The sequence below is a fragment of the Paenibacillus sp. CB74 genome (assembly GCF_055687625.1).
In genome coordinates, this window is sequence record NZ_CM146009.1 from 424,451 (window position 1) to 450,781 (window position 26,331).

The 26,331-nt window shown below is 47.2% G+C and carries 25 protein-coding genes; 14 read left to right on the top strand and 11 right to left on the bottom strand.

What is annotated here, in order from left to right:
- The first annotated feature begins 246 nt into the window (after positions 1–246).
- The 3 genes from ACX9NY_RS01880 to ACX9NY_RS01890 all read left to right on the top strand — a co-directional run bounded on the left by ACX9NY_RS01880 (position 247) and on the right by ACX9NY_RS01890 (position 2,445).
- Positions 247–1,236: a serine/threonine protein kinase gene (locus ACX9NY_RS01880; RefSeq protein WP_472476854.1), complete on the top strand. Its 990-nt coding sequence runs from the start codon at positions 247–249 to the stop codon at positions 1,234–1,236.
- A gap of 198 nt (positions 1,237–1,434) precedes the next feature.
- Complete coding sequence (imm48, locus tag ACX9NY_RS01885) at positions 1,435–1,869, top strand: Imm48 family immunity protein (protein WP_472476856.1); 435 nt, start codon at positions 1,435–1,437, stop codon at positions 1,867–1,869.
- A 36-nt stretch (positions 1,870–1,905) separates the two neighbouring features.
- Positions 1,906–2,445: an RNA 2'-phosphotransferase gene (locus ACX9NY_RS01890; protein ID WP_472476858.1), complete on the top strand. Its 540-nt coding sequence runs from the start codon at positions 1,906–1,908 to the stop codon at positions 2,443–2,445.
- Positions 2,446–2,637: 192 nt separating this feature from the next.
- On the opposite strand, the gene ACX9NY_RS01895 is transcribed toward ACX9NY_RS01890, so the two are convergent.
- The 5 genes from ACX9NY_RS01895 to ACX9NY_RS01915 all read right to left on the bottom strand — a co-directional run bounded on the left by ACX9NY_RS01895 (position 2,638) and on the right by ACX9NY_RS01915 (position 7,203).
- Positions 2,638–3,495: an SDR family oxidoreductase gene (locus tag ACX9NY_RS01895; RefSeq protein WP_339256536.1), complete on the bottom strand. Its 858-nt coding sequence runs from the start codon at positions 3,493–3,495 to the stop codon at positions 2,638–2,640.
- 111 nt (positions 3,496–3,606) lie between these two features.
- Positions 3,607–4,032 (bottom strand): Rrf2 family transcriptional regulator, encoded by a 426-nt coding sequence (locus tag ACX9NY_RS01900; protein WP_472476860.1) that lies wholly within the window; start codon positions 4,030–4,032, stop codon positions 3,607–3,609.
- A 62-nt stretch (positions 4,033–4,094) separates the two neighbouring features.
- Entirely contained in the window at positions 4,095–4,919 is an 825-nt protein-coding gene (locus tag ACX9NY_RS01905; RefSeq protein ID WP_339236162.1) for a carbohydrate ABC transporter permease, read from the bottom strand.
- A gap of 1 nt (position 4,920) precedes the next feature.
- Positions 4,921–5,793 carry a carbohydrate ABC transporter permease gene (locus tag ACX9NY_RS01910; protein ID WP_017687164.1) on the bottom strand — a complete coding sequence of 291 codons (873 nt, stop codon included), beginning with the start codon at positions 5,791–5,793 and terminating at the stop codon, positions 4,921–4,923.
- A gap of 105 nt (positions 5,794–5,898) precedes the next feature.
- On the bottom strand, positions 5,899–7,203 hold the full coding sequence (locus ACX9NY_RS01915; protein WP_472476863.1) for an ABC transporter substrate-binding protein: 1,305 nt from the start codon (positions 7,201–7,203) through the stop codon (positions 5,899–5,901).
- Positions 7,204–7,380: 177 nt separating this feature from the next.
- Between ACX9NY_RS01915 and ACX9NY_RS01920 the strand changes: the two genes are divergently transcribed.
- Together ACX9NY_RS01920 and ACX9NY_RS01925 are read left to right on the top strand one after the other, a co-directional pair.
- On the top strand, positions 7,381–9,258 hold the full coding sequence (locus ACX9NY_RS01920; RefSeq protein WP_472476865.1) for a cache domain-containing sensor histidine kinase: 1,878 nt from the start codon (positions 7,381–7,383) through the stop codon (positions 9,256–9,258).
- A 2-nt stretch (positions 9,259–9,260) separates the two neighbouring features.
- The gene (locus ACX9NY_RS01925; protein ID WP_339256528.1) at positions 9,261–10,070 is read left to right on the top strand and encodes a response regulator transcription factor; all 810 of its coding nucleotides are present in this window, start codon (positions 9,261–9,263) and stop codon (positions 10,068–10,070) included.
- Here the strand turns inward: ACX9NY_RS01925 and ACX9NY_RS01930 are convergent, their stop codons facing one another.
- The 4 genes from ACX9NY_RS01930 to nirB form a co-directional block, all read right to left on the bottom strand.
- On the bottom strand, positions 10,071–10,700 hold the full coding sequence (locus ACX9NY_RS01930; RefSeq protein ID WP_472476867.1) for a YfbR-like 5'-deoxynucleotidase: 630 nt from the start codon (positions 10,698–10,700) through the stop codon (positions 10,071–10,073).
- A gap of 244 nt (positions 10,701–10,944) precedes the next feature.
- Positions 10,945–11,727, bottom strand: coding sequence for a formate/nitrite transporter family protein (locus ACX9NY_RS01935; protein WP_338588039.1), 783 nt, complete (start codon positions 11,725–11,727; stop codon positions 10,945–10,947).
- A gap of 49 nt (positions 11,728–11,776) precedes the next feature.
- Positions 11,777–12,103: a nitrite reductase small subunit NirD gene (gene nirD / locus ACX9NY_RS01940; protein ID WP_339236145.1), complete on the bottom strand. Its 327-nt coding sequence runs from the start codon at positions 12,101–12,103 to the stop codon at positions 11,777–11,779.
- Positions 12,104–12,161: 58 nt separating this feature from the next.
- A complete protein-coding gene (nirB, locus tag ACX9NY_RS01945; protein ID WP_472476869.1) occupies positions 12,162–14,591 on the bottom strand; it encodes a nitrite reductase large subunit NirB in 2,430 nt (809 codons plus the stop codon).
- A 276-nt stretch (positions 14,592–14,867) separates the two neighbouring features.
- On the opposite strand from nirB, the gene ACX9NY_RS01950 reads away from it, so the two are divergent.
- A complete protein-coding gene (locus tag ACX9NY_RS01950; protein ID WP_472476871.1) occupies positions 14,868–15,575 on the top strand; it encodes a metal-dependent hydrolase in 708 nt (235 codons plus the stop codon).
- Positions 15,576–15,819: 244 nt separating this feature from the next.
- On the opposite strand, the gene ACX9NY_RS01955 is transcribed toward ACX9NY_RS01950, so the two are convergent.
- Positions 15,820–16,143 carry a hypothetical protein gene (locus tag ACX9NY_RS01955; RefSeq protein ID WP_339236139.1) on the bottom strand — a complete coding sequence of 108 codons (324 nt, stop codon included), beginning with the start codon at positions 16,141–16,143 and terminating at the stop codon, positions 15,820–15,822.
- A 181-nt stretch (positions 16,144–16,324) separates the two neighbouring features.
- Positions 16,325–17,398 (bottom strand): M42 family metallopeptidase, encoded by a 1,074-nt coding sequence (locus ACX9NY_RS01960; RefSeq protein ID WP_339236137.1) that lies wholly within the window; start codon positions 17,396–17,398, stop codon positions 16,325–16,327.
- A gap of 643 nt (positions 17,399–18,041) precedes the next feature.
- Between ACX9NY_RS01960 and spoVAC the strand changes: the two genes are divergently transcribed.
- The 8 genes from spoVAC to yqeH all read left to right on the top strand — a co-directional run bounded on the left by spoVAC (position 18,042) and on the right by yqeH (position 26,302).
- On the top strand, positions 18,042–18,545 hold the full coding sequence (gene spoVAC / locus ACX9NY_RS01965) for a stage V sporulation protein AC (RefSeq protein ID WP_472476873.1): 504 nt from the start codon (positions 18,042–18,044) through the stop codon (positions 18,543–18,545).
- A complete protein-coding gene (spoVAD, locus tag ACX9NY_RS01970; protein WP_339236134.1) occupies positions 18,542–19,558 on the top strand; it encodes a stage V sporulation protein AD in 1,017 nt (338 codons plus the stop codon). The genes spoVAC and spoVAD overlap by 4 nt, the downstream gene beginning before the upstream one ends.
- A 4-nt stretch (positions 19,559–19,562) precedes the next feature.
- Positions 19,563–19,913: a stage V sporulation protein AE gene (spoVAE, locus tag ACX9NY_RS01975; RefSeq protein ID WP_091028336.1), complete on the top strand. Its 351-nt coding sequence runs from the start codon at positions 19,563–19,565 to the stop codon at positions 19,911–19,913.
- 209 nt (positions 19,914–20,122) lie between these two features.
- Positions 20,123–21,079, top strand: a complete 957-nt coding sequence (locus tag ACX9NY_RS01980) for an AAA family ATPase (RefSeq protein ID WP_253439472.1) — start codon at positions 20,123–20,125, stop codon at positions 21,077–21,079.
- A 3-nt stretch (positions 21,080–21,082) separates the two neighbouring features.
- On the top strand, positions 21,083–22,330 hold the full coding sequence (locus tag ACX9NY_RS01985; protein ID WP_472476876.1) for a DUF58 domain-containing protein: 1,248 nt from the start codon (positions 21,083–21,085) through the stop codon (positions 22,328–22,330).
- The gene (locus tag ACX9NY_RS01990; RefSeq protein ID WP_472476878.1) at positions 22,327–24,540 is read left to right on the top strand and encodes a DUF4129 domain-containing transglutaminase family protein; all 2,214 of its coding nucleotides are present in this window, start codon (positions 22,327–22,329) and stop codon (positions 24,538–24,540) included. Before ACX9NY_RS01985 ends, ACX9NY_RS01990 begins: the two co-directional genes overlap by 4 nt.
- 110 nt (positions 24,541–24,650) lie before the next feature.
- A complete protein-coding gene (locus ACX9NY_RS01995; RefSeq protein WP_036615148.1) occupies positions 24,651–25,178 on the top strand; it encodes a YqeG family HAD IIIA-type phosphatase in 528 nt (175 codons plus the stop codon).
- Positions 25,175–26,302, top strand: a complete 1,128-nt coding sequence (yqeH, locus tag ACX9NY_RS02000; RefSeq protein WP_472476880.1) for a ribosome biogenesis GTPase YqeH — start codon at positions 25,175–25,177, stop codon at positions 26,300–26,302. Before ACX9NY_RS01995 ends, yqeH begins: the two co-directional genes overlap by 4 nt.
- Positions 26,303–26,331 lie beyond the last annotated feature (29 nt).

The window sequence follows — 26,331 nt, forward strand, 5'->3', positions numbered from 1 at the left end:
ATTCCCCTTATCTGTCGATAGAGTATATAAGTGTGCTTTTCTTCAATAGAAGAATAAGAATCTCGATTAGGAACAAATTGTAGTAAGTTTGATATAAAAAAATAATTAACTATTTCGCGTGAAGGTGTTTCAAATTGCATCATTTGGTTTATATAATTGGTTGGCGATGAATTGATTACTGGTTGAACCAAATGATGCATTTACGCGGAAAGTCTTCCGATCGACAAGGTTGAAAAGAGGTCTGTTATGAGAAAAGACAATTGCAAAATGGCATTGCAGCGCAATGTGATTATAAATGATACATATCAGGTAAGACAGGTATTGGCCAGCAGTGAGTTGGCTATTGTATATGCAGGGCGGGATCGTGACACGGGTGCCAAAGTAGCCATTAAGGAATTCTTCCCGCAGAGAATGGCTGAACGTCAGGCAGACAAGCGCAAGGTGTTCTGCTCTTCACGAGGATACGGTGGGCAATATCAGGAGTTACTGGCTGCATTTATGCTCGAAGGTGAATTGTTATCGAAACTGGATCATCCTCATATTGTGTCGTATTTGGATCATTTTGAAGCGAATGATACAGGATATCTGGTTATGGAATACTGCACGGGAATCACATTGACCGAATATTTGAATGAACACAATCATGCGCTTGATGCTGCCTTCATAACGGAGACGCTGCTTCCACTGGTGGATACATTGGATTACATACATAAGCAAGGCATTCTTCACCGGGATGTGAAACCTTCCAACATTATGGTCATGGAGGATGGTACACCCAAGCTTCTGGACTTTGGCTCAGCTACCCGTTGGCCTATGCAATCCGGAGAGAAACAGGTGATATTTACATCGGCTGGTTATTCTCCGCTGGAATTCTATTCGGAGAAATCCAGTCAGGGGCCAATGTCGGACATCTATAGTTTGGCGGCTCTGCTCCATTATTGGACTTGCGGGCAACCCCCTATGGATGTGAAACAGCGGTTGTTCCAGGATGAATTGCCATCTGTTCGCTCACATAATGAGTATGTGAATCCTTGGCTCGCTCGTGTTATTCATTGGGGGCTGACGGTTCGTTCCGAGAAACGCTGTGCTTCCCTGGCCTGGGTCAGAAGTTCGCTGCGAGTTCAAGCCTGGGTGTGGAAAGTGCGCAAGCCAGGTACAGTGGAATGGTCTTTAGCCGAGAATGAACATACGCAGGTCTATGAAGTGGAGTCGAAAAAGCAACATGAAACGGCTTGAGTTATAACATAACATCTTTTTATAAATGGGAATGTTTAATGAGCATAGTTCTACATCTAATTAAACCAAGTCGACTTGTAAATGAGGAGATTTGGTTTTTTATGATGAATTTGAAAGGAACACCCTACCTCCGATACAATGTTCTCATAGAGTCTGAGAGAATGGATCAAATACAGTACAGAAATGGAGAAAACCAATATGACTGAATTTATCAACGCTGACGATATTAATGACGTAATTCTGGGTGCGGCGGCAAACGAGCTGGAGCAGATGGTGGACAAAATGTGTGAGCTGATGGGCACACCTTTGGAACAAACGAGTGAACTGGAGCGTCAGGTCATGGCTGCTTTTGGTTTTGGCGCAGTATATGGCATCACTCATCGGGATCAGCTGGCGGAGCCACAGGCCCATGCCTTGAGCATTCGAATGTTGATCAAACCGTTTAATTATAGTGAGCAACAGGCTGTTGATTTTGCCGATGATCTGATCCGGGTGGCTTCCGATCGTGAGGTTCATCCTGTGATGAATACCATTATCCAACGTGGGATTGATGGACACCGCCAGTTCAATCAGGAAGACGATGAAGGATTACAACGTAATATACAGGAGATTTTAACAGCGGTTCAATCGTAAAATAAACGGTTTGATTAGATGTGGGAGATGATCACAATGGATCTGATGAAATTAAGCAAGGAACTCTCATACGCGCTGCGACATGCACCATGGGAATATGAGTTGGAGCTGGACGAAGAGGGTTGGGTGGAAATCTCGCAATTGCTGGTGGCTTTACATGAAAGTCCGCAGTGGAAGGAAGTCACACAAGCCGATCTGGAGCAGATGATTCAAGCCTCGGAGAAAAAGAGACATGAAATCCATTCCGGCCGCATCCGGGCATTGTATGGACATTCGACGCCACATAAGATATCCAAGATCGCTGCTGAGCCACCGGAAACCCTTTATCATGGAACACCCGCACGTGCTGTGAATTCGATTATGGAACATGGCTTACAGCCGCGGCAAAGGCAATATGTACATCTGTCCGCAGATATCGATACGGCCAATCAAGTGGGTCGAAGACGTGATGATCAGCCTGTCATTTTGAGAATCGACGCTGCACAAGCGTCCATAGATGGAATCCACTTTTATCATGGAAACGAAAATATCTGGCTGGCCGATCATGTTCCCGCACGTTATATTCTTAAGCCATGATGTATGAAGAATGAGTGATGAACTGTTGTGAAACTCATAAACACCCACACCGAATTACAGCAGTCGCAGTGAATGGGTTGAGTGTGCAGTCATCCGTTCGTTCAAAGAGTATATCAGGGTATTGATCGTTAGCTACATCAAAAAGGGACGCATCCAACATTCGTTGGTGCGTCCCTTTCTCATATCCAAAACTTACTTGCCTACAATCGCTTTAATACCTTCGCTAAGAGGCTGAGCCGGACGGCCAAGCAATTTCTCTAATGTATCACTCTCTACCGCCAATGCACCTTCACGAATAGCACTTTGCATATCAACGAGCATGGATACGACAAAGTCTGGTAGACCTGCACCTTTCATGATGTCAGCGTAAGCGGCATCGTTCACGTTTTGCACGTTAATTTCTTGTCCAAGCACTTCACCTACAATGGCAGCCAGTTCAGCTTGTGTGCGCAGTTTGCCGGACAATTCATACACGGTATTTTCATGTCCTTCACCTGCGAGTACAGCTGCAGCAGCATGGGCATAGTCACTGCGCGTAGCCCAGCCGACTTGGCTGTCATTGGTGGCATGAACCCAAGGTGCGCCTTGCGTAGCGGCTTGCATACTGCCTGCTTCATTTTCCAGGTACCAGTTGTTGCGCAGGAAGGAATACGAAATGCCGGATTCACGAATCGCTTTTTCTGTAGCGCGGTGAACTTCCGCCAGAGAAAGGGTGTTTTGGTCTGCATTCACAACGCTTGTATAAGCGATGAATCCAACGCCTGCTTTCTTGGCAGCGTCCACGGCAGTCTGATGTTGGCGAATACGCGTTTCATTGTCACCATCAGTAGAGATAAGCAACAGACGGTCTACACCGGCAAAAGCTTTCTCCAACGTCTCCGGTTGATCGAAATCACCCTGACGCACGTCAACGCCTTGAGCGCGGAGTGCTTCCGCTTTTTCCGGATTACGTACACTTACAGCCAAATCCTTGGCAGAATCGTTTTTTAACAATGCCTCTACAACCAGTGAACCCAATTGACCTGTTGCGCCAGTAACCAAAATTTTCATCTTCTATTCCTCCTAGGGTATGTGTTTTGCCTGCATATGGATGTAACCAAAAATGTTATAACAGGTGTGATTACAACGAAAGGGTTAAAAAAAGCTCGCAATGAGCTTTTTTTATTCAGAGACATGAATCCGATCCATCATCTGCTGTATGGTTACACGATTCAAGCGCTGTTCCATGGCTGTCTGAGCCTCAATGAGTTCCGCACGCAAGGTGTGTTCAATCATGTTGCCGACCGGACATTTCGGATTCGGATGTTTGTGAAAGTTAAACAATTCCCCATCCTCCACCACATCAAGCGCTCGATATACATCGAGAAGGGTAATCTCCGCCGGATCTTTCAACAAGGAAGCACCGCCCACACCAGGTCTGACGTCGATCAGACCGGCCTGTTTCAGCTTGGACATGATCCGCCGAATAATCACGGGATTGGTATTCACACTCTGTGCGATCACATCTCCGGTGCATTCATTGGGCATAACAGCGATCAAGGACAGGGTATGAACCGCAATGGAGAAGCGACTGCTGATTTGTCTCATGGAATGATCACCACCGTTGTAACTATAATAGTTACAAAAGGATCTGTTGTCAACTATAACTTTTACCCCTTCACTGCCCCAGAAGTCAGTCCCCCTACTATATACTTTTGCCCAATCAGGAACACAATTAATACAGGCAATGACGTGAGCACAATATCGGCGCTGACCAGATTCCACTGGGCACTGAATTGCCCGAAGAAGTTATATACAGCAAGCGTCATCGGCCACATCTCGACCGTATTCAGCATATAGAGTGGAGCAGTAAACTCATTCCAGACACTTAGGAAATTAAGAACAAATACCGTTACAAGCACGGACGTGAGCAGAGGCACAATGATTCTCAGGAACAGCTTGATTCCGTTACAGCCGTCCATGATCGCGGCTTCATCCAGCTCTTTCGGGATGTTGGATACAAACGCATACGTAATGAACAACGAGATCGGAATGCCCATGGCCGTATACAGCAGAATCATGCCGAGATGTGAATTGATCATGCCCATCGACTTCATGACTTCCATAAGCGGAATGTAGTTGAGAGGCAGTGTAATGCCGAGAATCAGGAAGAAGTACAGAAACTTGCTGAGCTTTGAATGATTACGGGATAACGTGAAGGCCGAGAACGCCACAACAAATACCAGCAGCAGGGAAGAGGCCCCGGAGTGAAGCAAACTGTTGAAAAAGGAACCTCCCAAGTGTCCCTGTTCATAGACGATTTTGTAATTTTCGAAGATAAACTTCTCGGGCAGCGTCAGTTTAAGCACCTTGGCCTCGGCGTCCGACTTGAATGAATTCAGTACAATGACGACAAAAGGAATCAAGACCACCAGGCTAAGCAGCCAGGCGAGTACATTTAATCCGATGGAAGCGAGTCTTTTTCTCAATCGCATGTTAGTATTCCACCTTTCGGTTCATCAAACGGATGATGAAGAAGGAGATGATCGCCATGATGACAAACAGAATGGTAGATAGCGCACTTCCCAGTCCCCAATATCCTTTGGCAAAAGAGGAATAGACCGCCGTGTTAATGACATCTGTCGCGTTACCAGGGCCACCATTGGTTAACACGTATACAGCATCGAATACTCTCAACCCGTACGTAATATTTAGCACCGTAGCGATGGTAATGGTAGGCATCAGCATTGGAATAGTAATTCGGAACAGCTTCTGCCCGAAGCCTGCGCCATCAATGGATGCTGCTTCGTAGTAATCCCGTGGAATGGCGAGCAGTCCGGCGATGAACAGCACCATGATGTACCCCATGCCTTTCCACGTATCCACTGCCATGATGGATGGCATTGCCCAGGTCAAGGAGCCCAGCCAGTTCTGGGCCAGAACGTCCAGTCCCATGGAACGGAGGGTCACATTCACGAATCCGTTGTTGGGATCAAGTAGACTTTTGAACACAAGCCCAACAATGAGAAACGACAGCACCTGCGGGGAGAAAATGATCATCCGATGCAGATTGGCGGCCTTTACACCGCTGACCAGGAGCAGAGCCAGGAACAATCCCAGAACAGTCTTGGCGATGGACGTCACGAGGGTGAAGAGAACGGTATTTTTGATAAAAAGAAGATATGTCGGATCACCCGCCAGAATGGTACGGAAATGCTCCAGACCGATAAAGTTCTTCTCCGAACTATAACTGTTCCAGTCGGTGAAGGAATAATAGATGCCCAGCAGGGCGGGAGCAACGATGAACAGCAGATATAATACAATCGCTCCAGATGAGAAATACCAGGGATAGATTTTGTTCGCATTCATAACCGGTAACACCTTTCCTTCCTGCCAAAACAAAATACATGAGCGGGCAAATGCCCGCTGCATGTAACACTGTTCAGCATGTATGTTTATCTGCAATTTGTGCTATTACTGCCACTTCTCATCTTTCAGCACTTTGGCTTGTTCAGCACGGCGTTTATCAATGTTTTGCAGAATCTGATCCGGTGTCATGGCTCCGGCGAACATGCCCGACAAGTCTTTGCCAATATCCATCCATTGTGGATCTATATATTTCACAGCGGCCTGCATGACCGTACCTTTTTCATGATTTTTCTCATAATCAATGTAATCCTGTGTCAGCTTTGGTTCGATTTCCGGCCAGCAAATGGTCAGATTACCTTCACCTTCATCGAACACACGTTGCAGATGATCATGCTCGGTAATCCAGCGGAAGAATTTCAGCACTTCTTCGGGGTGTTTACTGTTTTTGTTACCGAACATCGCAGCAGAACCGCCCGGATTCACACCAATCGTCTGATTATCTCCCCACGGCATCACGAAGAACCCCATATTGTCTTTCATTGCCGGATACGCTTCGGAGACTTCCTTTTCAGTCCCTGGAACCCGCAGCAGCATCGCTGCTTTCTCCTGACCAAATGCTTCAATTCCCGCTTCTACCGTATTGGACAGGAAATCTTTGCCGAAATAGCCGAGATCCGCAAATTCCTTCAATTGTTCAATGACCGTCTTGAGTTGCGTCATATCAGCGACTTTCATCTCATTGTTGTTTAGTTTTTCGTAGGTTCCCGCTGTCGTTTGCTCATAGTTAGGCCCTGTTTCGAACAAAGGCAGAACCTGATACCACCCGCTGGCGGGTGCCTGATAGAACGGAATAATGTCTTTATCCTTAATTTTCTGGCTGATCTCCTTGAATTCGGCATAGGATGTAGGAGGCTCTATACCGAGCTCTTGGAAGATACGTTTGTTATAGTACACATACCAGATTTTCGTTGGCGCAAAAGAAACCCCGTACACCTTGTCATTGTGACTGACCGTTGGCAAAATCTCTTCGGACATCCGACCTGTGAATTCCTCATTGGTGAGGTCAATGGCATTTTCCTCCGGTCTTACGTTAGCCGGCATACTCAGTGGGTCCACATCGACATTGAAAATGTCAGGTGCTTCGCCAGAGGCCAGCTTCACCTTGATCAGGTCACGCCACTGTGCGTCAGGTACGACCTGAAAGTCAATTTTGACACCGGTCTCCTGCTCATATTCCTTGGCCATCGTCTGCATGATGCCTGTACGCGGAATACCGGATTGGCTGGTTCCAAACGTAAGTGTAACCTTACCCGAACCTTCCGTACTTTTACCTGAGTTGCACCCGGCAAGCAGCAGAGTGGAGAGCAGGAGCACACTTGCGAGCAAAAAAAGAAATCGTTTTCTCATCATTGAACCTCCCGAAATATAAAGAAAATTATTACTTGCCGAAACGCTTTATGTAAGCGTATTCTTATGTGGATAACTTTACTGTGAACAGCGAATACGCTCAATAGACAAAAGCGTTCTGTTGGGTGGACATTTTCGAATGGTGCGACAGATATCATCATAGGACGAGGTGTGTGAGGATTGCGGTATCGATTTGGAACGCTTCAGCAAAGTCTGTTTGCCTATTACTCTGCGGTATTTATTGTCTTTTCGCTCATTGTGGCAGGTCTCCTGTATGTTTTTCTTGCGAGTGACATCCGTCATCGAAGTGAAGAACAGCAGCGACAACTGGCGGTATCAATCGTCAGTAATCTGGATCAGGAAGTCGTGAAAATGAACAACTTTTCCATGAATATTGTGTACTCCAATCTGGTCAAAGAACACTTCAGCCACTACTTGGCACCAGCGGAAGACAGTGAGCAGACACTGACGAGTGATCCGGCATTGTATAAGGATACAACCACACTAATTGATGTCATTCTGGCGATTATCAGCAGCTCCAATACCGCCAAGCAGGCCAATATCTATGATGTGAACGGCAAGATGCTGGGAGCGGGGGCATTCAACGGTCAACTATCGGTGGACCTGACTCAGCGACCGTGGTACAAGGAAACCTGGGAGCGGAGTGGCTGGCGGGTGATCCAATTGTTACAGGGGGGAGCTTTGCCCATGCCAACAGGTCAGGGGAAGTCAGATCAACCGTACATTTCCCTTACCCGGGTATACAAAGATGGCAATTATGTTAGCCAGGGCGTCGTTGAGATTTTGCAGGATGCCGGAACCCTGTTCCAGCATTTGAATGATTTGCAGGCAAGTAACGAGAATCTTCGCATTTATGTGATAGATGAGCAAAATACACGGCTGTATCCACTTACTTCGGATGGTGATGATTCACAGGCAGCCCACTTCGATGATGTGGACTTGATTCAGAATCTTTCATTTCCACCGGATACGATGCAGGAGATCACTGACCCTTTGAATGATTCCAAACAGATGATGACGTATATGACGTCACAGGAGACAGGATGGACCGTTGTTGTCATGCAGTCCAAACAGTCCCTTTTTGCGAGTCTCAACCGGATGGCTGTGATGTTTATTGGTGCCACGTTAGCTACGTTGATGCTGATTCTGGTTCTCTCGTATCTGATTTCCAAAAGGGTCACTTTACCTTTGCATCGCTTGCAGCGCATTATTCAGAAAACGGGTGAGAACGATCTGATATCCGGTCAGGATTCGGCGCATTTGTTCAAGCTGGAGCATCCGGGTTCCATCCGGGAGATGGATGAGCTGAATGATACGTTTATTCGGTTGAATCAACAGCTTGTGCAATCTTTTCAGGACAGACTGGCAATGAAATCCCAAGAGACAGAGGCAAGATTACTCGCGCTTCAGTCCCAGATGAACCCGCATTTTCTCTACAACAACATCACGAATATCAGCATCATGGCGGAGGAAGGGATGAATGAGCAGATTGTCGCGTTCTGTGGTCATATCGCGTCCATGCTTCGTTATATCTCTACTCCTGGTAAAAACGGGGTTCCACTGTCTCAAGAACTGGATTATTGTGAGCGATACCTGGAGTGTATGAAGATTCGGTTTGAAGATGATCTGCACTACGAGTTTCATATTCCGGAAGAGATGCAGCATATTCAGGTTCCGATGCTGATGGTACAACCACTACTGGAAAATGCCATGAAATATGGACTGGGTGATACCCCTCCATGGCAACTGAATATTACTGGGGATATGGATGCAGTACAGCAGACCTGGCAGATCCATGTGGAAGACAACGGGCCTGGCATGGAACCTGAGGCACTTGCCAAGATCATGCAGTACATCGAACAGTCACAGGAGTGGGAGCGTATGCCGGAACTCGAAATTAACGGAATGGGACTTAAGAATATATGGGTCCGATTGAAATTATGGTATGGCCCGGCAGCCTACATGCAGATTACGAACAAGCCTTCCGGCGGTGTCCAGATTACAATAGGTGGTTCCATTGGAAAGGAGCATGGCTAACCATGACAATCAAATATAGAACGATTATTGTGGAAGATGAAGCCCTGATTCGCCGGAATGTCTCGCGCAAATTCAGAGAGCTGGACACCCGGTTCGAGGTGATTGGTGAAGCGAGGAATGGTCAGGAAGCTTTACAGCTCATTGAACATTCCGTACCTGATCTGGTTATAACGGATATACAGATGCCCGTGATGAATGGATTGGAACTCGCCAAACATCTGTACTTTGCTTATCCACATGTGAAAATAGTCATTCTGAGTGGATATCATGAGTTTGAATATGCCCGGCAGGCGATCAGCTACAAGGTGGAGGATTATCTCCTCAAGCCATTGTCCGAAGAACAACTTCGTTCACTGCTGGATGCGATGGAATTGAAGCTTGGGAGCGCTGTGGATTCGCTTGCCCATGTCAGTGCCGTGCTGGATGAGCAGGTGAAGCCGGAGGATATCGCAGAGGCTGTTAAGCTGTATTTGAAGCAGAATTATATGCATGAGATTACACTTCAGGACATGGCGGGACAGATGCATTTTAGTGTGGACTATCTAGGAAAGTGTTTTAAGAAAGTAACGGGGGAGACTCCGCTGAAATATATGACAGGTCTGCGAATCAATGAAGCGAAACGTATGCTTGTCACCCATGAGAATATGGATATCAAGACGATTGGTGGAGCGGTAGGGTATAGTGATTCCCATTATTTCAGCAGGATTTTCAAAAACAAAACTGGCATGTACCCTAGCGAGTACCGACTGCAATTGCAGGAACGAAAAAAAGCCCTGTCCATGGATGAAGAGAACCATGTTGACTTGAGCTGATTACTGAGCCAGAGCTTCTTCGGTTATTTTACGAATATCAAACGGGGAGCGAATACCTTCTTCAATCATGTCGGGGAGAATCAGTTTCAGGAAATATTGCACACAGTGGAGGTCGATATTTTTGATTTTGACCAAGGCATAACGGTACATGACGATAAATTCTTTCTCCGTATTGCCACGTTGGAGTTCGGCAAAAGCTTGATATACCTGATCCATCTTGTCTGCGACTTCCAGAATCAGTCCTTCGACCGATTGGTCTTTGCCCTCACGCAGCTGTCTGCGGAAAATAGGCTGGAACTCTTCAGGAATATTTTCATTGATAAAATGTTCAACCATGCCTTCTTCCACCTTTTGCAGCATCGAACGCAGCTCCAGTGAATAATGTTTGACGGGTGTTTTGATATCACCGATGAAGATTTCGCCATAATCATGACTGCTCGTAATTTCGTATAACTTCTTCCAATCCACGGTGACGCCATGCTGCTCCTCAATATCTGCAAGTGTTTTGGCGTATTGTACGACTTTCCAGGAATGAGCGGAGACGCTGTGTTCTTCGAATTTGAATTTGCCAGGTGTACGAATAATACGTTCAAGATCATTCAAAGACCTGAAGTACGTATGAATTCCCATATAAGCGATCATCCTTTGCTTGATTGAGTATAAGTGCGAGTATCCATCGACTATACACCAGTTATGTCAACTGTGGATTAAAGCGGATAGCGACGAAGGTAAAATGCAGTTTTAATTATTTTATAGAAGGACGAGAGCATGAAAGGGGAACCATACGAGAGAGTACGCAGCTTATGATAAACCTTAAAAGCCACGATGTGACTGAACGTAAGTTCGGCGTCCATCGTGGCAGTTGAATGAAGAATTATGATTTTTTACGTACCGGTGAAGTATACCAGTAAGCCATTCCGACAAAGAGGGCGCCGCCGATGATATTACCAAGCGTTACCGGAATCATGTTGTGGAACCAGCCTGCCAGTGTAATGGTATCCGGGTGGTTTGGCAACAGCCAGGACAGGGAAAGCAAAGTCATATTGGCCACACTGTGCTCATACCCACTTGCAATAAAGGCGTACAGACACCACCAGATAAGCGCAATTTTGGCGATATCCTCTTTGGTGCGAGCAGCCATCCAGATCGCCAGACAGACCAGCCAGTTACAGAGAATGCCGCGGAAGAACAACTCCGATACGGGAGCGGCCATCTTTTTGGCTGAAGCGACGAATAACAGATGTTCAGGTGCAGCCGTTTTGAACAGGCCGCTACCTACAATAAGCAGGCTGAGCAGGATCGCACCCAGTAAGTTGCCGAGGAAGACGAGTCCCCAGTTTTTCAGTGTATCTTTAACTGTGGTCCGGCCCGCGAGTGTGCTCATGGTGAAAAACATGTTGTTGCCTGTAAACAGTTCCGATCCGGCAAAGATGACCAGCGTGAGGGCGAGTCCGAAGGACATGCCCATCAACATGGTTTGCAGTGGTGACTGTGCTGCAAGGAGCGGAGCACCGATACTGAAGATCAGAACGATGCCAAGTCCTACATAGGCACCCGCCATTAAGGCGGCAACCATGTAGCGTGAAAGGTTGGAGTTCATCTGATCCCTTTTTTTAACTGCAGCTTCAATAATTCCCTCAACACTTGGTGTATACATCACGGTTTCCCCCATTATTTTGCATCAATCTATGAACGTTTCAATGGAACTATATCTCAATCCAGACCTGGCCGTTCTCTACCTTCACAGGATACATCTGCACTTGACCATTGTCCGGTGCTTGCACAACACCTGTAGTGAGGTCGATTTTCCAATCATACAGCGGATCGTACAGATAATGTCCTGACACGATGCCTTCTGCCAGTGGACCACCTTTGGGGTGGGGGTTGTGATTATCCGCAGCGAAGATGGTACCATCCGATGCACGAAAGACAGCAAGCTGACGGTTCTGAATCTCAACGACTCTTCCGATTCGCGGCAGGAATTCTTCAACTACTCCGGCAGGGAAGTAGGTGGCTGATTGTTTTGTCGTCATCTTAAACCACTCCTTTTATCTATTTAACGTTCTGATCGTGTTGATCATGCGGGATTGCTTATGGACGAGCCGATACTTCGATGCCGTGGAACATTTTGCTTTGGCCTTCCTCATTGCGAATCGCTTTTTGCCAAGGTTCTTCGACATGTTCAAGTGCGAATTCAATCCGCTCCATCAATGCTTTACGTTCTTCGAGATTATCGACGACAACCGAACGAATATGCTCCAGACCCATGCGTTCCACCCACTCCGAAGTCCGTTCCAGATAGTTACCTGTCTCGCGGTAATATTGCATGATAGCTCCGCACAGTTCAATCAACTCTTCATCTGTTTTCACTTTGCACAGGGAATCAGCAAGTCTTGCTTTAATACCGCCGTTACCACCGATGAATATTTCCCAGCCGCCGTCGTTACCAACGATACCGATATCTTTGGTACATGCCTCTGCACAGTTCCGTGGACAGCCATTGACAGCGTATTTGAACTTGGCAGGCAGATCCAGACGTTCGAATTTCCGTTCAATGCGAGCACCCATCGCCATGGAATCCTGTGTACCGAATCGGCAGAATTGGGAGCCGACACATGTTTTGACCGTGCGCAGCGATTTGGCGTATGCATAACCTGAAGGCATATCGAGTTCAGCCCAAACTTTGGTCAGATCTTCTTTTTTGACACCAATCAAGTCGAGGCGCTGGCCGCCGGTAACTTTGACTGCTTTCACATCATATTTGACTGAAACGTCAGCAATGCGTTTGAGATCCTCTGGTGTAGTCACCCCGCCATACATCCGAGGTACGACCGTATACGTTCCATCCTTTTGAATATTGGCGTTCATGCGTTCGTTGACAAAACGGGATTCCTTCTCATCTTCATGCGTGTCCGGTGCAATCATGCCAAGATAATAGTTGATTGCCGGGCGACATTTGGAACAACCCTCAGGCTGACTCCAGCCCAGTACATGCATGACCTCTTTGGTTGTTTGCAATCCCTTTGCACGAATCTCGGCTACAATCTCATCCCGTCCCATGGAAGTACATCCACATATGCCTTGTTTGGCTCCACTGCTGAAGTTATCACCAAGTACATATTGCAGAATCTGTTCCACAACCGGTTTACATCCACCGCAAGAGCGGGTTGCACCCGTACAGGCTTTGATTTCATCTACAGTAGTGAGGCCCTGGTTGGTAATGACATCAACAATCGTTCCTTTAGTGACCCCGTTACATCCGCAGACGATTTCGTCTTCCGGCATCGTTTCAACAGAGGTTGTTTTCTTATGACCGCCGCAACCTGTACCCATGAGTGAGCTATACAGTTCTTCAGTCATTTCAGTCTGATGTTTGATTAACTTCTGCAATTCGGCAGAATCCGTAATGTCACCGAATAGAACAGCACCAACCATTTTATTATCGCGGAGCAGAATTTTTTTGTAGGTCCGTTTCCAGTCGTCTTTATGCGAAATGACGGTGTGCTCCGGACTGTCGATGAATTCACCAGTTGAAAAGACGTCCACACCCGAAATTTTCAATTTCGTTGATACTACAGAGCCTTCATACGGAGCGGTCTCCACACCGCAGATATGTTTCGCGAGAATCATGCCTTGCTCGAACAATGGGGCAACGAGGCCGTAACATACCCCTCTGTGCTCTGTACATTCCCCAACCGAATAGACATTCTCAAGTGAAGTCTGCATGTAGTCATTCACAACAATACCCCGGTTCACTTCCATACCGCTTTCACGGGCTACAGCTGTATTCGGTTTGATCCCTACAGCCATGACCACGAAGTCAACATTCAGCACGGAATCATCGGCAAAACGAATGCCTTCAACCCGTTCACCGCCAAGCAGTTCGGAAGTCTGTGCGCCCATTTTGAACCGAATTCCTTGACGTTCCAGTTCGGCCTTCAACATGGCTGAAGCTTGCGGATCAAGCTGACGCTCCATCAGATCTTCCATCAGATGTACTACGGTAACCTCCATGCCAAGTTGTACCAGACCTTTTGCCGCTTCAAGACCCAGCAGTCCGCCCCCGATCACGGCCGCTCGTTTGTACTGTTTAGCAGCGTCGAGCATGACGTTACAATCGGCGATATCACGGAAACCAACGACACCTTCTTTGTCATGCCCCGGTACGGGGAGAATGAAGGAGTTGGAGCCTGTTGCAATGATAATTTTGTCATAAGGAAAGCGAGTTCCATCCTCCGTAATGACCTCAAGTGTATCCGAATCAATTCGGGCTACAGTTGTTCCAGTATGGAGTGTAATACCATAATCTTCATACCAGTGGAGATCATTCAGCACGATGTCATCCAGTGTTTTACTGCCTTCCAGTACATATGACAACATAATGCGGTTGTAGTTAGGATAGGGCTCTGTGCCAAAAACGGTAATATCAAATCGCGTAGTTAATTTCAAAATTTGTTCGACGGTACTGATTCCTGCCATACCGTTACCAATGATAACGAGTTTCTCTTTTTTTCCGTTCATGTGTGTATGCCTCCTTGAATAGACGCTGTACATTACCTGCAATTTTAGTGGTTTATATTTGAAATTATACAAGGTGTTGACGATAATTTATGTGATTTAATTCACTAATAAAGATAGAAGAGTCATAAATTTAATAGTGTGAGCCCCATCACAGAAAGTGATATTTATTTTTATATAAATAAGAAATACGAACTATTGTTCTTGTTTTGGTTTCGTTGTACTATCAAAAGTGGGCTATGTATGTTCCCCATTTCTTCGAAAGGACGTTTTTGCATCATGATGGGAAGATCCCACCTGATTATCGGGACAGGCGTTTCGCTATCTGTACTTCAGTTGGCTGGTATGCCGGTGACTGCACCCGCAGTTACGGTTGCTCTGATTGGTTCGTTATTGCCTGACATCGATGAGCCGAATTCGCTGCTGGTATCGAGAGCCTTGCCTAACAGTCTCATCAGGCTGTTACAGACCGTTCTTTTGCCGACAGCTGTGGTTGTGTACTTCTATGTTCATGCCAAACCATGGAACCTGCTGCTTGCGATTCTCATTGCGCTCGTGTCATTCCTGCCTTCGCGTTCTCTTCGTAAAGTGTTGATGTTCGCCATTGGACTCGGCCTGGTGTTCTACGGCCACGCATTTGCTCCGTGGAATCTGATTGCAGGCAGCCTGCTTATGCTGTGCACCACGCTAACGCATAGGGGATTAACGCATACCCTATACGGCACCGCGATATGGGCTGGTTTACTCTACAGTACAACCCAGCAGCAGGGACCAGAGATCTGGGTAGCGGGAGGCACAGCGTACGCGATGCACTTGTTGGCCGATTCATTAACCAATCGTGGCATTCGTCCGTTACCACCGCTCAAGTGGCGCATACGAGCCAATCTGATGAGTACAGGAACCAAACATGGAGCCGTTGTAGAGAATGTCTGCATTGTGCTTACCCTTATTTTGGCGTGGTTTGCGTTCTCGCCATTATTTCTGTAATGATACATAAAATGCCAGTCCGGTGAATCGGATTGGCATTTTGATGTGTTCATTTTCTCCAGATGAACTGGGATTTTTACTGTTAGGACTTACAATAAGATCAGGTTGAAGTAGGTGAGCCAGTGAGTGTTCCGATGTCAGTAGAGCCATAAACAAATAAAACAACAAGAATAAGCACAATTAACAGTTCGGCAAACCCGGTTCCGTCAAACTCGGACATGATGTCCACCTCATTTCTTGGCGATTAGGAATTGATCCTCTGTTGAAATGCCTGTATAACATCATTCAGCGTCATATCGCCGCCGGTTTCATCCAGGAATTGTACCAGTTTGTCTGAATTGGAGGGTGTGACCTTTTGAAGTGTTTTATATTGACCAACCAATTCCACAACCAATGTAGCCTCACGAAACAACGTGACAGCATCCACTCTCAACTTTCCGCTCACCAATAGCGCTGCTACAATCAATTCGAGATTTTTTCCCTTGAGGTTTCCATTAAGGAGGGTATTAGCAGCGTTTGGTTTTTTGTTAGAACCTTTATTCGATTTTCCGTTTCTTCCCACTGCCATAACAGGTCCCCCACTGGTTGGTGCTTGGTTATTGATCTTCCATTATCGTATATCTTATGTGGCATTCTCCATAATGTTCGACCTATTAATCTAGTTGATTAAAACCAAAAAAAGAGACATCCCGGTCTGACGGGACATCTCTTTCAGGCATAATTATTTAAGTGTTTTCCATGTAACTGAACTACGCGTTATCAATAATGGTATTCATCGTTGTCCGATCAAGACCTTTAACGAGTTTTACAATCAATTCTTTGGCCGCATCGTAGTCATCCGTATGAATGATGGAAGAAGAGGTATGGATATAACGTGCACAGATCCCAATCACTGTTGAGGGCACACCAATGCCGCTCAGGTGAACTTGGCCTGCATCAGTACCGCCTGGTGAGATGAAATACTGCATTTTGATCTGATTCGATGAAGCCGTATCTTGAACATATTCCACCATTCCGCGATGAGTGAACATACCCGGGTCAAAAATACGAAGTAATGCTCCTTCTCCGATATGTCCAAATGACTGTTTGTCACCTGTCATATCATTCGCCGCGCTACAGTCAAGCGCGAAGAAGATATCAGGCTGAATCAGATTGGCCGCCGTACGTGCGCCGCGAAGCCCCAGTTCTTCCTGAACCGTTGCACCAGCATAAAGTGTGTTTGGCAGTTTTTCCTTGTGTAACGCTTCAACCAGTTCAAGTGCAAGACCTACGCCGTAACGATTATCCCACGCTTTGGCCATGATTTTTTTCGGGTTCGCCATCGGCGTGAATTCACAGATTGGCACAATCTGCATCCCTGGATGAATGCCCCAGGATTCTGCTTCGGCACGGTTGTCTGCTCCAATATCGAGATACATGGAATTCAGATCAACAGGTTTGTTCCGCTGGGACTCGTCCAGCAAGTGTGTAGGTGTAGAACCAACAACTCCGGTAATCCGACGATCAGGTGTGATGATTTCCAATCGTTGAGAAAGTACAGCCTGACTCCACCATCCACCCAGTGGACGGAATTTGATCATACCTGTTTCGGTAATGCCCGTAGTCATGAAACCAACTTCGTCAAAGTGTCCGGCAACCATAACTTTAGGACCGGATTCCTCTCCCCGTAAAACACCAAATAGACTCCCTAGGCGATCCTGGACGAACTCATCCGTATAAGCGGAAAGCTGCTCTTTCATCCAGCCGCGAAGCTCACGTTCAAAACCGGATGCGGAGGGAAACTCCGTCAACGTGCGAAACATATCCATCGTTTTTTCATTCATGTGTCAACAACTCCTCTGTTGGTATGTATTTCAGGTCACAGTAGAACGGCTACCCGCCTGTTGTCCTTTTAGATGTAGTTCAAAATCAGACTTTTTTGAACACGCATCTGATTATGCGGAGGACTTGTTATTTAACCACTGGTCACATTACAGTATGAACCTTGCGCAAGTGATTGTCCATGTTTATGTCACGTATTTAAGGCATGTTTTGGGCGCTTGTCTTACCCATGTTTCATGGTTTTATCCGCGGTAGCCGCAGACCTGGAGCTACTTCAATGAATATGAATATACAGAGGGGATGTCATCATTTTGTGAAGTTTTTATACTCAATATTTCCTTGTCTCATATAGGAAGGAGCTAACTATCCAATGAAGCCTCCGGAAGAGGGCACGGAAAAAGTACTGTTCATCGTTCTTTTTATCTTGCTCGTGATTGTTCTTCTTTATTTATAGAACGGATCTATGAGCCTTCAAATCCGGCGGATCTCCAACCTGTTTCCACCGTATGATCTTGTTGGAAACATATGCTGTCTGTCGCCGGATACATAACCTTCCGATGATTAACAAACACTGAATATAAGATTATACACATTGGCATTCAGCCGTAGCTTTGAACCATTTTGACATAGAGGAGGTCTTGCATTTTGCCAGCTCAATCTGCATCTGGAAGCGAAAAAAAAACGTCGTCCCTGTCCATGGATGAAAAGGAGTACAAAAAAGTTGCGAAAAAACATGAGCCGCCTCGTCCAATCCTGAAGAACTGCCTCAAGGCATTTCTGGTTGGAGGTACCGTCTGCTTGATAGGACAGGCCATTCAAGAGGCTTTCATGGCCGGTTTCGACATGACACCGAAGGAAGCTTCCAATCCTACGGTGGCGGTCATGATTCTCATATCCGTTATTCTGACTTGTCTTGGGGTATACGATAAAATGGCTCAATGGGCAGGGGCAGGAACGGCTGTGCCGGTAACCGGATTTGCCAATTCCATGTGCTCTGCTGCACTTGAACATCGTGCTGAAGGGTTGGTACTTGGGGTTGGGGCCAACATGTTCAAACTTGCTGGTTCCGTTATTGTGTTTGGTGTCGTGGCAGCATTTGTTGTAGGCATCGTGTACGCCTTTTTGGGATTTGGAGGTGGACACCTGTGAAGCGATTGGGTCGCCAAACGTGGCAATTTGAGAATCGTCCGCGAATTATCGGCAAGGCGGCAGTAGTAGGACCAGATGAAGGCAAAGGTCCCTTGTCATCAGATTTTGATTACATCTATGACAACCTTGAGATCGGTGAGAAGACCTGGGAGAAGGGAGAACGCAAACTGCTCGAACAGGCCTCCCAACTCGCTTTGATTAATGCAAATATCACCAAGGAAGAGCTACACTTTTTTGTGGGTGGAGATCTGATGAATCAGATTATCAGCAGTTCATTTTCAGCGAGAAAATTGGGTGTGCCTTACCTTGGTGTCTTCGGAGCTTGTTCAACTTCTATGGAAACGTTGGCGCTGGCATCCATGATTGTGGACTCGGGAGCTGGCGATTATGTCCTTGCAGGTACGGTCAGTCACAACTGCACGGTTGAGAAGCAATTTCGTTATCCGACGGAGTATGGCTCTCAGAAGCCGCCTTATGCGCAATATACCGTTACGGGTTCAGGGTGTGGTGTGGTGTCCCGTACAGGTGATGGTCCAGTAGTGACCAAGGCTACCATTGGTAGGATCATGGATTTGGGAATCAAAGATCCCTTCAACATGGGTTCAGCGATGGCACCGGCAGCCGCCGACACCCTGATCTCTCATTTCAGGGATACAGGACTGGAGCCTGGTTATTACGATCTTATTGTGACCGGGGATCTGGCTTCTGTCGGTCTGCCGATTACCAAAGAGCTTTTGCAAAAAGAAGGTCTCCCCATGGAACAGACAGTGTTCAATGATTGCGGATTGATGATCTATGATCGGGAGAAACAGCCTTATGTTGTTGCAGGAGGAAGTGGCTGCGGATGTTCTGCCACGGTAACCTACGGTCACATTTTGAATCGGATGCAGAAGGGTGATCTCAAACGGGTACTCGTTGTGGCTACGGGTGCACTCTTGTCACCGCTCTCGTATCAGCAGGGTGAAACTATTCCTTGTATCGCACATGCCGTAGCTATAGAGAAGGAGGGTTAATGGAATGCAGTTCTTGTGGGCATTTATCGTTGGCGGTTTGATCTGTGTTGTAGGACAGCTTCTAATGGATGGTGTCAAACTTACACCGGCACATACCATGAGTACACTTGTTGTGGCAGGGGCGGTTGCGGATGCACTCGGTCTTTATGATCCGTTGGTTAAGTTTGCAGGTGCAGGTGCTTCTGTTCCTATAACAAGTTTCGGTAACTCCTTGGTACATGGAGCATTGACTGAACTTGAGAAAGAGGGTTGGATCGGAGTGATCACCGGGATCTTTGATCTGACAGCGGCGGGAATATCGTCAGCGATCATCTTTTCTTTTTTGGCGGCATTGGTGGTTCGTCCAAAAGGCTAACTTCATATGACAAATTCACTTGAACCTGATTTTGATTCACCAAAGGCTTCGGATTACTTCTATCCGGGCCTTTTTTGTCGTATTCATGCGTGAACTGCGGTGAATCTGACGGGTTGGAAACAAATTGTGAGTTCCTTCGAGTGTACTCACGCCCGTGGATCATGTACAATAAAAGGAAATCTGTATGCTTTTTTAGGAGGTTAGACCACATGCCTGTGCGCAAAGAGTCGATCCAAATCATATCCGCAGTTCGTTCTAATCTGGAATCCTGCATTATGGGGAAATCCTTTGAAATTCAACTTTTACTTACAGCTTTGCTTGCAGGCGGGCACGTTCTGATTGAAGACGTACCGGGAACTGGCAAAACACAGTTAATCAAGGCATTATCGAAATCCATGCGCGGAGAGTACCGACGCATTCAATGTAATCCTGATATTTTACCCAGTGATATTACGGGCGTATCCGTGTTCCATCCGAAGGATGAACGTTTTTATTTCCGTCCAGGTCCCGTGATGACCAACATCCTGCTGGCTGATGAAATTAACCGGGCCACAACGAAAACTCAGTCGGCGTTGCTTGAAGTCATGGAGGAGCGCAGTGTAACCGTGGATGGCGATACGTATGATCTGCCACATCCGTTCATGCTCTGTGCAACTCAGAATCCGATTGATTTTGAAGGCACATACACATTGCCGGAAGCACAATTAGACCGGTTTATGTTGAAAATAAGCCTTGGTTATCCGGATAAAGAAATCGAGAAAACTCTGCTGAAAACGCATCAGTCTGGCCAGCCTGTAGATCGTCTAGAATCCGTAACCCATATGGACCAGATCTCGGCAATCCAGCAGGAGATCAAGGAAGTCTTTATTGGTGATCCGGTCATGGACTATCTGCTGGATGTTGTTCGTCAAACCCGCTCCCATCCATCTGTATTGCTGGGCGCCAGCCCACGGGCAGCCATATCCTTCATGATGGCGGTAAAAGCCTTTGCTTTCTTGCAGGAACGTGATTATGTGCTCCCGGATGATGTGAAGACGATGGCCCCTTATGTGATCTCTCATCGTATTGTGCTTCGTCCCGAATCGAGACTGGACAGTATGAGTTCCGAAGCAGTTCTGAATGCCGTGCTGCAGCAAGTACGCGTGCCCGTCTCCATGGGGCAATAGTTCATGAAGCCGCTTTTGAGTACAGTCAATAGAGGGCTGCGCCACCCACGCGTATGGAGCATCGCAATGGTGTGGATGTGCTGTCTGGCTTATGTTTTGTTCCAGGGTGGGAAGACATCCCTAATGTTACTTTCGATGGTGACCCTGCTCTGTGTGTATCTTGCTATCGCTGGATTTAGCGGTGTACGACGTGCTCAGGGAGTGCGTAGGCTATCTTCTGGTCCGGACCATGAAGAACTGCTTCATGCAGGTGATCAGGTTCAAGTACAGTTGAGTCTGACCATTCCGGGATTCCTTCCGCTTCCCTATGTGGTTGTACGTGAAATGCTGCACCGGCATAATGGAGAATCGTGGTCGTTCAAGGAAAGTTTGATTCCCAATATGCGAGGTAATGGGGAGTTGTCATTCCAGACACCGCCACTTGAGCGGGGGAAGTACGTGTTCTCAGAAACGGAATGTGCCAGTGAGGACATATTCGGACTGATTGAACATCGAGGAAAGTTTAAGGCTAAAGGTGAGTTTCGCGTACTGCCAAGAACGGTATTTATTCCATATTGGCAGCTCTACGACCGCAAATCACGGTTATCTGGTCCTCAGACGGCCTTAACCCGTTCACGGAGAGAGACCACTCAGATCAATGGTGTACGTGACTACGTATACGGAGATCGACTTTCCCGCATTCACTGGAATGCTACGGCAAAGACAGGGAACTGGAAGTCCAAGGAGTTTGAACATGAGTCTGTGCCCAAAACCATCCTGGTTCTGGATGCGCTGGCATCAAGTTATGAACATGGGGATGCTTTTGAAATTGCCGTGTCCACAGCTGCCTCACTGCTGGAGTATGGTGCGAGGGAACGAATGGGGATGGGATTGTTGACATTGTCAGACGAGACATCCTTCATGGCCCCCAGTGAAAGTCAGCTGGAACGACAGAAGATGATGCATCATCTGGTAGACATTCAATACAACGGTCAGGACACTCATCTGTTGCCTGGAGTGGAAAGAATCGCACGTCAATTGCCTCAGGGAGCTTACTTTGTTGTGATTTCTCCCCAGAAGGATGAAAAGATATTGGAACTGTTGCGCTGGGCTGATACGCGGGGCATGACGCCATGTCATATTCTGATGGATACCAGTGAATCCCGCCGGAGTGCGGAGTGGAATGCCATGTTGCGTGGAAGAGGCACGAGGTCATTCACGGTTTCTCACTTGCAGGAGCTTCCAACGGTGATGGGGGGAGGTTCTGTATGAGTACAAAAGGAAATGAAAGTGTTGCAGGTAAACGATCTTGGTATCATGCAGCGTCATTGCTCTGGATTTTCCTGATTGGCATGCAGTGGATTTCATTTACGCAGGAATCGTGGTATACGGAGACAACGTCTCTCGTGTTATGGACACTTGTAGCGGTCAGTGTGCTGGAGGTCATTCTGCCCTTCAAAACGATGTATCGCGCGATGATCAAGGCGGTCGTCGTTGGTTACATTTTGCATAAAACGCTAATTGATTATACGGTGTACATCCCTTACGGTTCATTAACGGACCGAGCGGAGCAATTCATATTGCATATGACGCCTTACATCTGGTTCTCCCTATGTGCATGGGTGATGCTTGAAGCTGCGCTTCGACTTGTGACGACAACACGTCGCATTCTTGTTTTTCTGGGTGTTAATATCATTTCGATGGGGATTCTCGATTCTTTTACCCAGATTCCACTCTGGATTGAAATCGCATGGGTGATGTTTGCAGGGATGGGATGGCTCGTATGTCAGCATTTCCGTAACTATCAGCTCCAGTATCCACAAGGTTGGAAACGAATCATCCGTTATCCTTATAAAGTCCTGGCCAATATTGCCATTATTTTTTCTTTGATTATTGTAGCCAGCGTCAACATGCCAGAGATTCCGCCCACCTTGACGGACCCGTATACAGCGTGGAGGAACTATACCGGAACTTCCACAAGCCAGGCTGGTAACGGAAACCTTGATATTCCGGCAGCTACCGAATCGGGATACAGCAGGGAAGACAATCAGCTGGGTGGCGGATTCAACTTCGACTATACCCCTGTCATGTCTGTCACGACCAATGAACGTAGTTACTGGCGCGGTGAGACACGTGCAGAGTATACAGGCACAGGCTGGGATGACCGTGGACGGGGTGCAACAGAGAATGTTCAAGCAGGACAGCCTCTGGAGAACGATCAATCCGGAAATGTGAATACCAAACAAGTGATTCAGAACGTAACGATGCTAAACGATAATGTCTATCCAATTCTCTTTGGTGCTTATTCGATCTCGGAAGTGAGCTCGATTAATGGCGAGGACAGAACGGAACGGATGTTGTGGAATCCAGAACAGGCTGAACTGCATGTAGTGACAGACCGTCAGCAACCACAGTATCCCAAGACGTACACCATCGTATCTGAAGCCCCTGTGATTGTGGAAGATGAGCTTCGTACAAAGTCTTTTGAAGATCTGTATAACAGTAACCCTGCTGATGATATGTACTTGCAGTTACCATCCCGTTTCCCTGACCGGGTCTCGAATCTGGCAGCCGAGATAACGGCATCTGCGAATACGCCGTATGAAAAAGTGGCATTACTGCAAAACTATTTACAAACTAATTTTGAATACACGAACAATCCGGATTTATCTCGAAAAGTAAGCAGTGACTTTGTGGAAGGTTTCCTGTTTGATATAATGGAAGGCTACTGTGACTACTTCTCCACGGCGCTGGTGATGATGGCGCGCTCGGAGGGCATTCCTGCAAGGTGGGTTAAAGGTTATGCGCCTGGACAACTGTCCCTCAATTCGGACATGCAGGCTCCGCGTCAACCTGGCGCGGAGATTGAGACGACCTACACCGTTACCAATGCAGATGCACACTCCTGGGCTGAGGTCTACTTCGGTGAGTATGGCTGGATTCCTGTTGAAGCAACACCGGGCTTTGATATGCCACTGCTTACGGAACAGCCTGACGTACAGCCTGTAGATGAGCCTGAAGAACAGCCTGAAGAGGAGCCGGTACAAGAGGAAGAGCAGACCCCTGCACCTGAGCAGAACGCGTCTGCCATCCCGACTTTTGTCATCTGGGCTGCAGGAGCCGTTATCGTATTGTGGGTAGCATACATGTTCTGGCGTAATCGCTTCTCCATGCGATTCTTCCTGCTTCGTTTACGGACAGGTGGACCGCTCACTCCTGAACAGAAGGTGGTGGCGGAGACCGAGCGTTGGATTCATTATGTGAAACGCAAAGGACTGACCCGGAGCGGAGACGAGACTCTTCGTGAATCAGTAGCTCGCTGGAGCCAGGCCAAACCTGCTGCAGAAGCTACATTGTATGAGCTTCTCACGAAGTTTGAACAGACTCGTTACAGTCCGGCGTCCGTAACTGCCGACGACTGGAAGGGTGTCTATCAGACTGCCTTGAAGCTGAGAAAAGAATTGAAAGCGGAACGGGCTTAGTTGTTGCCCGTCCCGTTTTTCCTTTTTTCCTATGCGATCAGGCGCTGTATGCATTTTCAGGAAAGACGGATTTGTGATATAGTGTGTCGTATGAAACTGAGGTGACTTCTTTGTTTAAAATGTTAATGCCCAAGCTGCGTGTAGACACGGTTTTTGACATTAATCTGGAAGAGCTGTACGCTCAAGGCTACCGTGGAATTATAACTGATCTGGATAACACACTCGTTGGAGCCAAAGCCCCTGACGCTACACCCGAACTGATTGAATGGTTTGCGCGTGTGAAAGAGGCCGGTTTCAAGCTGATGATTGTGTCCAATAACAATTTGAATCGTGTATCCCTGTTTGCGACCCCGCTGGATATCCAGTTTGTGCATAGTGCACGCAAACCATCGAATGTACCGTTTCGTAGAGCAATGAAAATGATGGAGTTATCTCCTGAAAACACGATTGTTGTAGGCGATCAGATGCTTACGGACGTCTATGGAGGGAACCGGATGGGGTTATACACCGTTCTGGTACTGCCAATCTCCATTGGTGACGAAGGATTTATGACCCGCTTCAATCGGCGCGTGGAACGGATTGCTCTAACGAGTTTACGCAGGAAAGGCTTATGGCTTGAGGAGGAAAAGAAGAAATGACAGAACCGCATAACGGCAATCTTGCCGTAAGGTGCAGCGGATGCGGCGTGCATCTGCAAACAGAAAATCAGGAATTACCAGGGTTCATCCCCGAGAAGGCACTAGATCGTGAACCGGTTATATGCCAGCGCTGTTTCCGCATCAAAAATTACAATGAGTCATCATCCGTTACAGTGGATCAGGACGAATTCCTGGCGCTGCTTAGCAAAATCGGGGATAAGGATGCACTTGTCATCCATATCGTTGATTTGTTTGACTTTGATGGCAGTATTATCTCTGGTCTGCAACGTTTTGTAGGCAACAATCCGGTGTTGCTTGCTGTGAACAAAACGGACTTGCTTCCAAAAGTAACCAACTGGAACAAGGTTCGCAACTGGGTGCAGAAGCAAGCCAAAGAACAAGGTCTGCGTACCGTGGATGTCGTCTTGTGCAGTGCGAAGCAAAATCAGGGCTTTGACCGCCTGCTTGAGCTTGTGGGAACGTATCGCGAAGATCGTGACGTGTACGTGGTTGGCGGTACCAATGTGGGTAAATCCACATTGATTAACCGTCTGATCCGTGATTACAGCGATCTGGAGCAGGAACTGACCACATCTCGTTATCCGGGAACAACGCTGGATATGGTGAACATTCCGCTGGATGATGGGAAATATATTATAGATACGCCCGGAATCGTATATCCATGGCGTTTCAGCGAGATTGTTTCACGTAAAGATCTCGCTGCCATCATGCCGGAAAAACCGCTTAAACCGGCTGTCTATCAGTTGAATTCCGGTCAGACGCTGTTTTTCGGCGGCATGGCTCGATTTGACTTTGTGGAAGGTGATCGCCAGTCGTTCACGTGTTTTATCAGCACTGCGCTTGATATTCACCGGACGAAGCTGGAGCGTGCAGACGACCTGTACCGCGATCACCTGGGAGAATTGTTATCTCCGCCAACCCGTGAGAATGCAGCTGAGATGGCTGAATGGACCCGACATGAATTCCGCATCAAACGCGGCAGTCAATCGGATGTATTCATCTCTGGTCTGGGCTGGATTAAGGTCAATGGTGATATTGGAGCGCTGGTTGCTGTTCATGCTCCAAAAGGCATTCGTGTACAGATCCGTCCATCATTGATCTAACAAATTCTCAGAACCTGTACATCAGATGG

Bases quoted from the DNA above. Each gene is read 5' to 3' on its own strand.
- ACX9NY_RS01880 (WP_472476854.1), top strand. From the start codon at position 247: ATGAGAAAAGACAATTGCAAAATGGCATTGCAGCGCAATGTGATTATA.
- imm48 (WP_472476856.1), top strand. From the start codon at position 1,435: ATGACTGAATTTATCAACGCTGACGATATTAATGACGTAATTCTGGGT.
- ACX9NY_RS01890 (WP_472476858.1), top strand. From the start codon at position 1,906: ATGGATCTGATGAAATTAAGCAAGGAACTCTCATACGCGCTGCGACAT.
- ACX9NY_RS01895 (WP_339256536.1), bottom strand. From the start codon at position 3,495: ATGAAAATTTTGGTTACTGGCGCAACAGGTCAATTGGGTTCACTGGTT.
- ACX9NY_RS01900 (WP_472476860.1), bottom strand. From the start codon at position 4,032: ATGAGACAAATCAGCAGTCGCTTCTCCATTGCGGTTCATACCCTGTCC.
- ACX9NY_RS01905 (WP_339236162.1), bottom strand. From the start codon at position 4,919: ATGCGATTGAGAAAAAGACTCGCTTCCATCGGATTAAATGTACTCGCC.
- ACX9NY_RS01910 (WP_017687164.1), bottom strand. From the start codon at position 5,793: ATGAATGCGAACAAAATCTATCCCTGGTATTTCTCATCTGGAGCGATT.
- ACX9NY_RS01915 (WP_472476863.1), bottom strand. From the start codon at position 7,203: ATGATGAGAAAACGATTTCTTTTTTTGCTCGCAAGTGTGCTCCTGCTC.
- ACX9NY_RS01925 (WP_339256528.1), top strand. From the start codon at position 9,261: ATGACAATCAAATATAGAACGATTATTGTGGAAGATGAAGCCCTGATT.
- ACX9NY_RS01930 (WP_472476867.1), bottom strand. From the start codon at position 10,700: ATGGGAATTCATACGTACTTCAGGTCTTTGAATGATCTTGAACGTATT.
- ACX9NY_RS01935 (WP_338588039.1), bottom strand. From the start codon at position 11,727: ATGTATACACCAAGTGTTGAGGGAATTATTGAAGCTGCAGTTAAAAAA.
- nirD (WP_339236145.1), bottom strand. From the start codon at position 12,103: ATGACGACAAAACAATCAGCCACCTACTTCCCTGCCGGAGTAGTTGAA.
- nirB (WP_472476869.1), bottom strand. From the start codon at position 14,591: ATGAACGGAAAAAAAGAGAAACTCGTTATCATTGGTAACGGTATGGCA.
- ACX9NY_RS01950 (WP_472476871.1), top strand. From the start codon at position 14,868: ATGATGGGAAGATCCCACCTGATTATCGGGACAGGCGTTTCGCTATCT.
- ACX9NY_RS01955 (WP_339236139.1), bottom strand. From the start codon at position 16,143: ATGGCAGTGGGAAGAAACGGAAAATCGAATAAAGGTTCTAACAAAAAA.
- ACX9NY_RS01960 (WP_339236137.1), bottom strand. From the start codon at position 17,398: ATGAATGAAAAAACGATGGATATGTTTCGCACGTTGACGGAGTTTCCC.
- spoVAE (WP_091028336.1), top strand. From the start codon at position 19,563: ATGCAGTTCTTGTGGGCATTTATCGTTGGCGGTTTGATCTGTGTTGTA.
- ACX9NY_RS01980 (WP_253439472.1), top strand. From the start codon at position 20,123: ATGCCTGTGCGCAAAGAGTCGATCCAAATCATATCCGCAGTTCGTTCT.
- ACX9NY_RS01985 (WP_472476876.1), top strand. From the start codon at position 21,083: ATGAAGCCGCTTTTGAGTACAGTCAATAGAGGGCTGCGCCACCCACGC.
- ACX9NY_RS01990 (WP_472476878.1), top strand. From the start codon at position 22,327: ATGAGTACAAAAGGAAATGAAAGTGTTGCAGGTAAACGATCTTGGTAT.
- yqeH (WP_472476880.1), top strand. From the start codon at position 25,175: ATGACAGAACCGCATAACGGCAATCTTGCCGTAAGGTGCAGCGGATGC.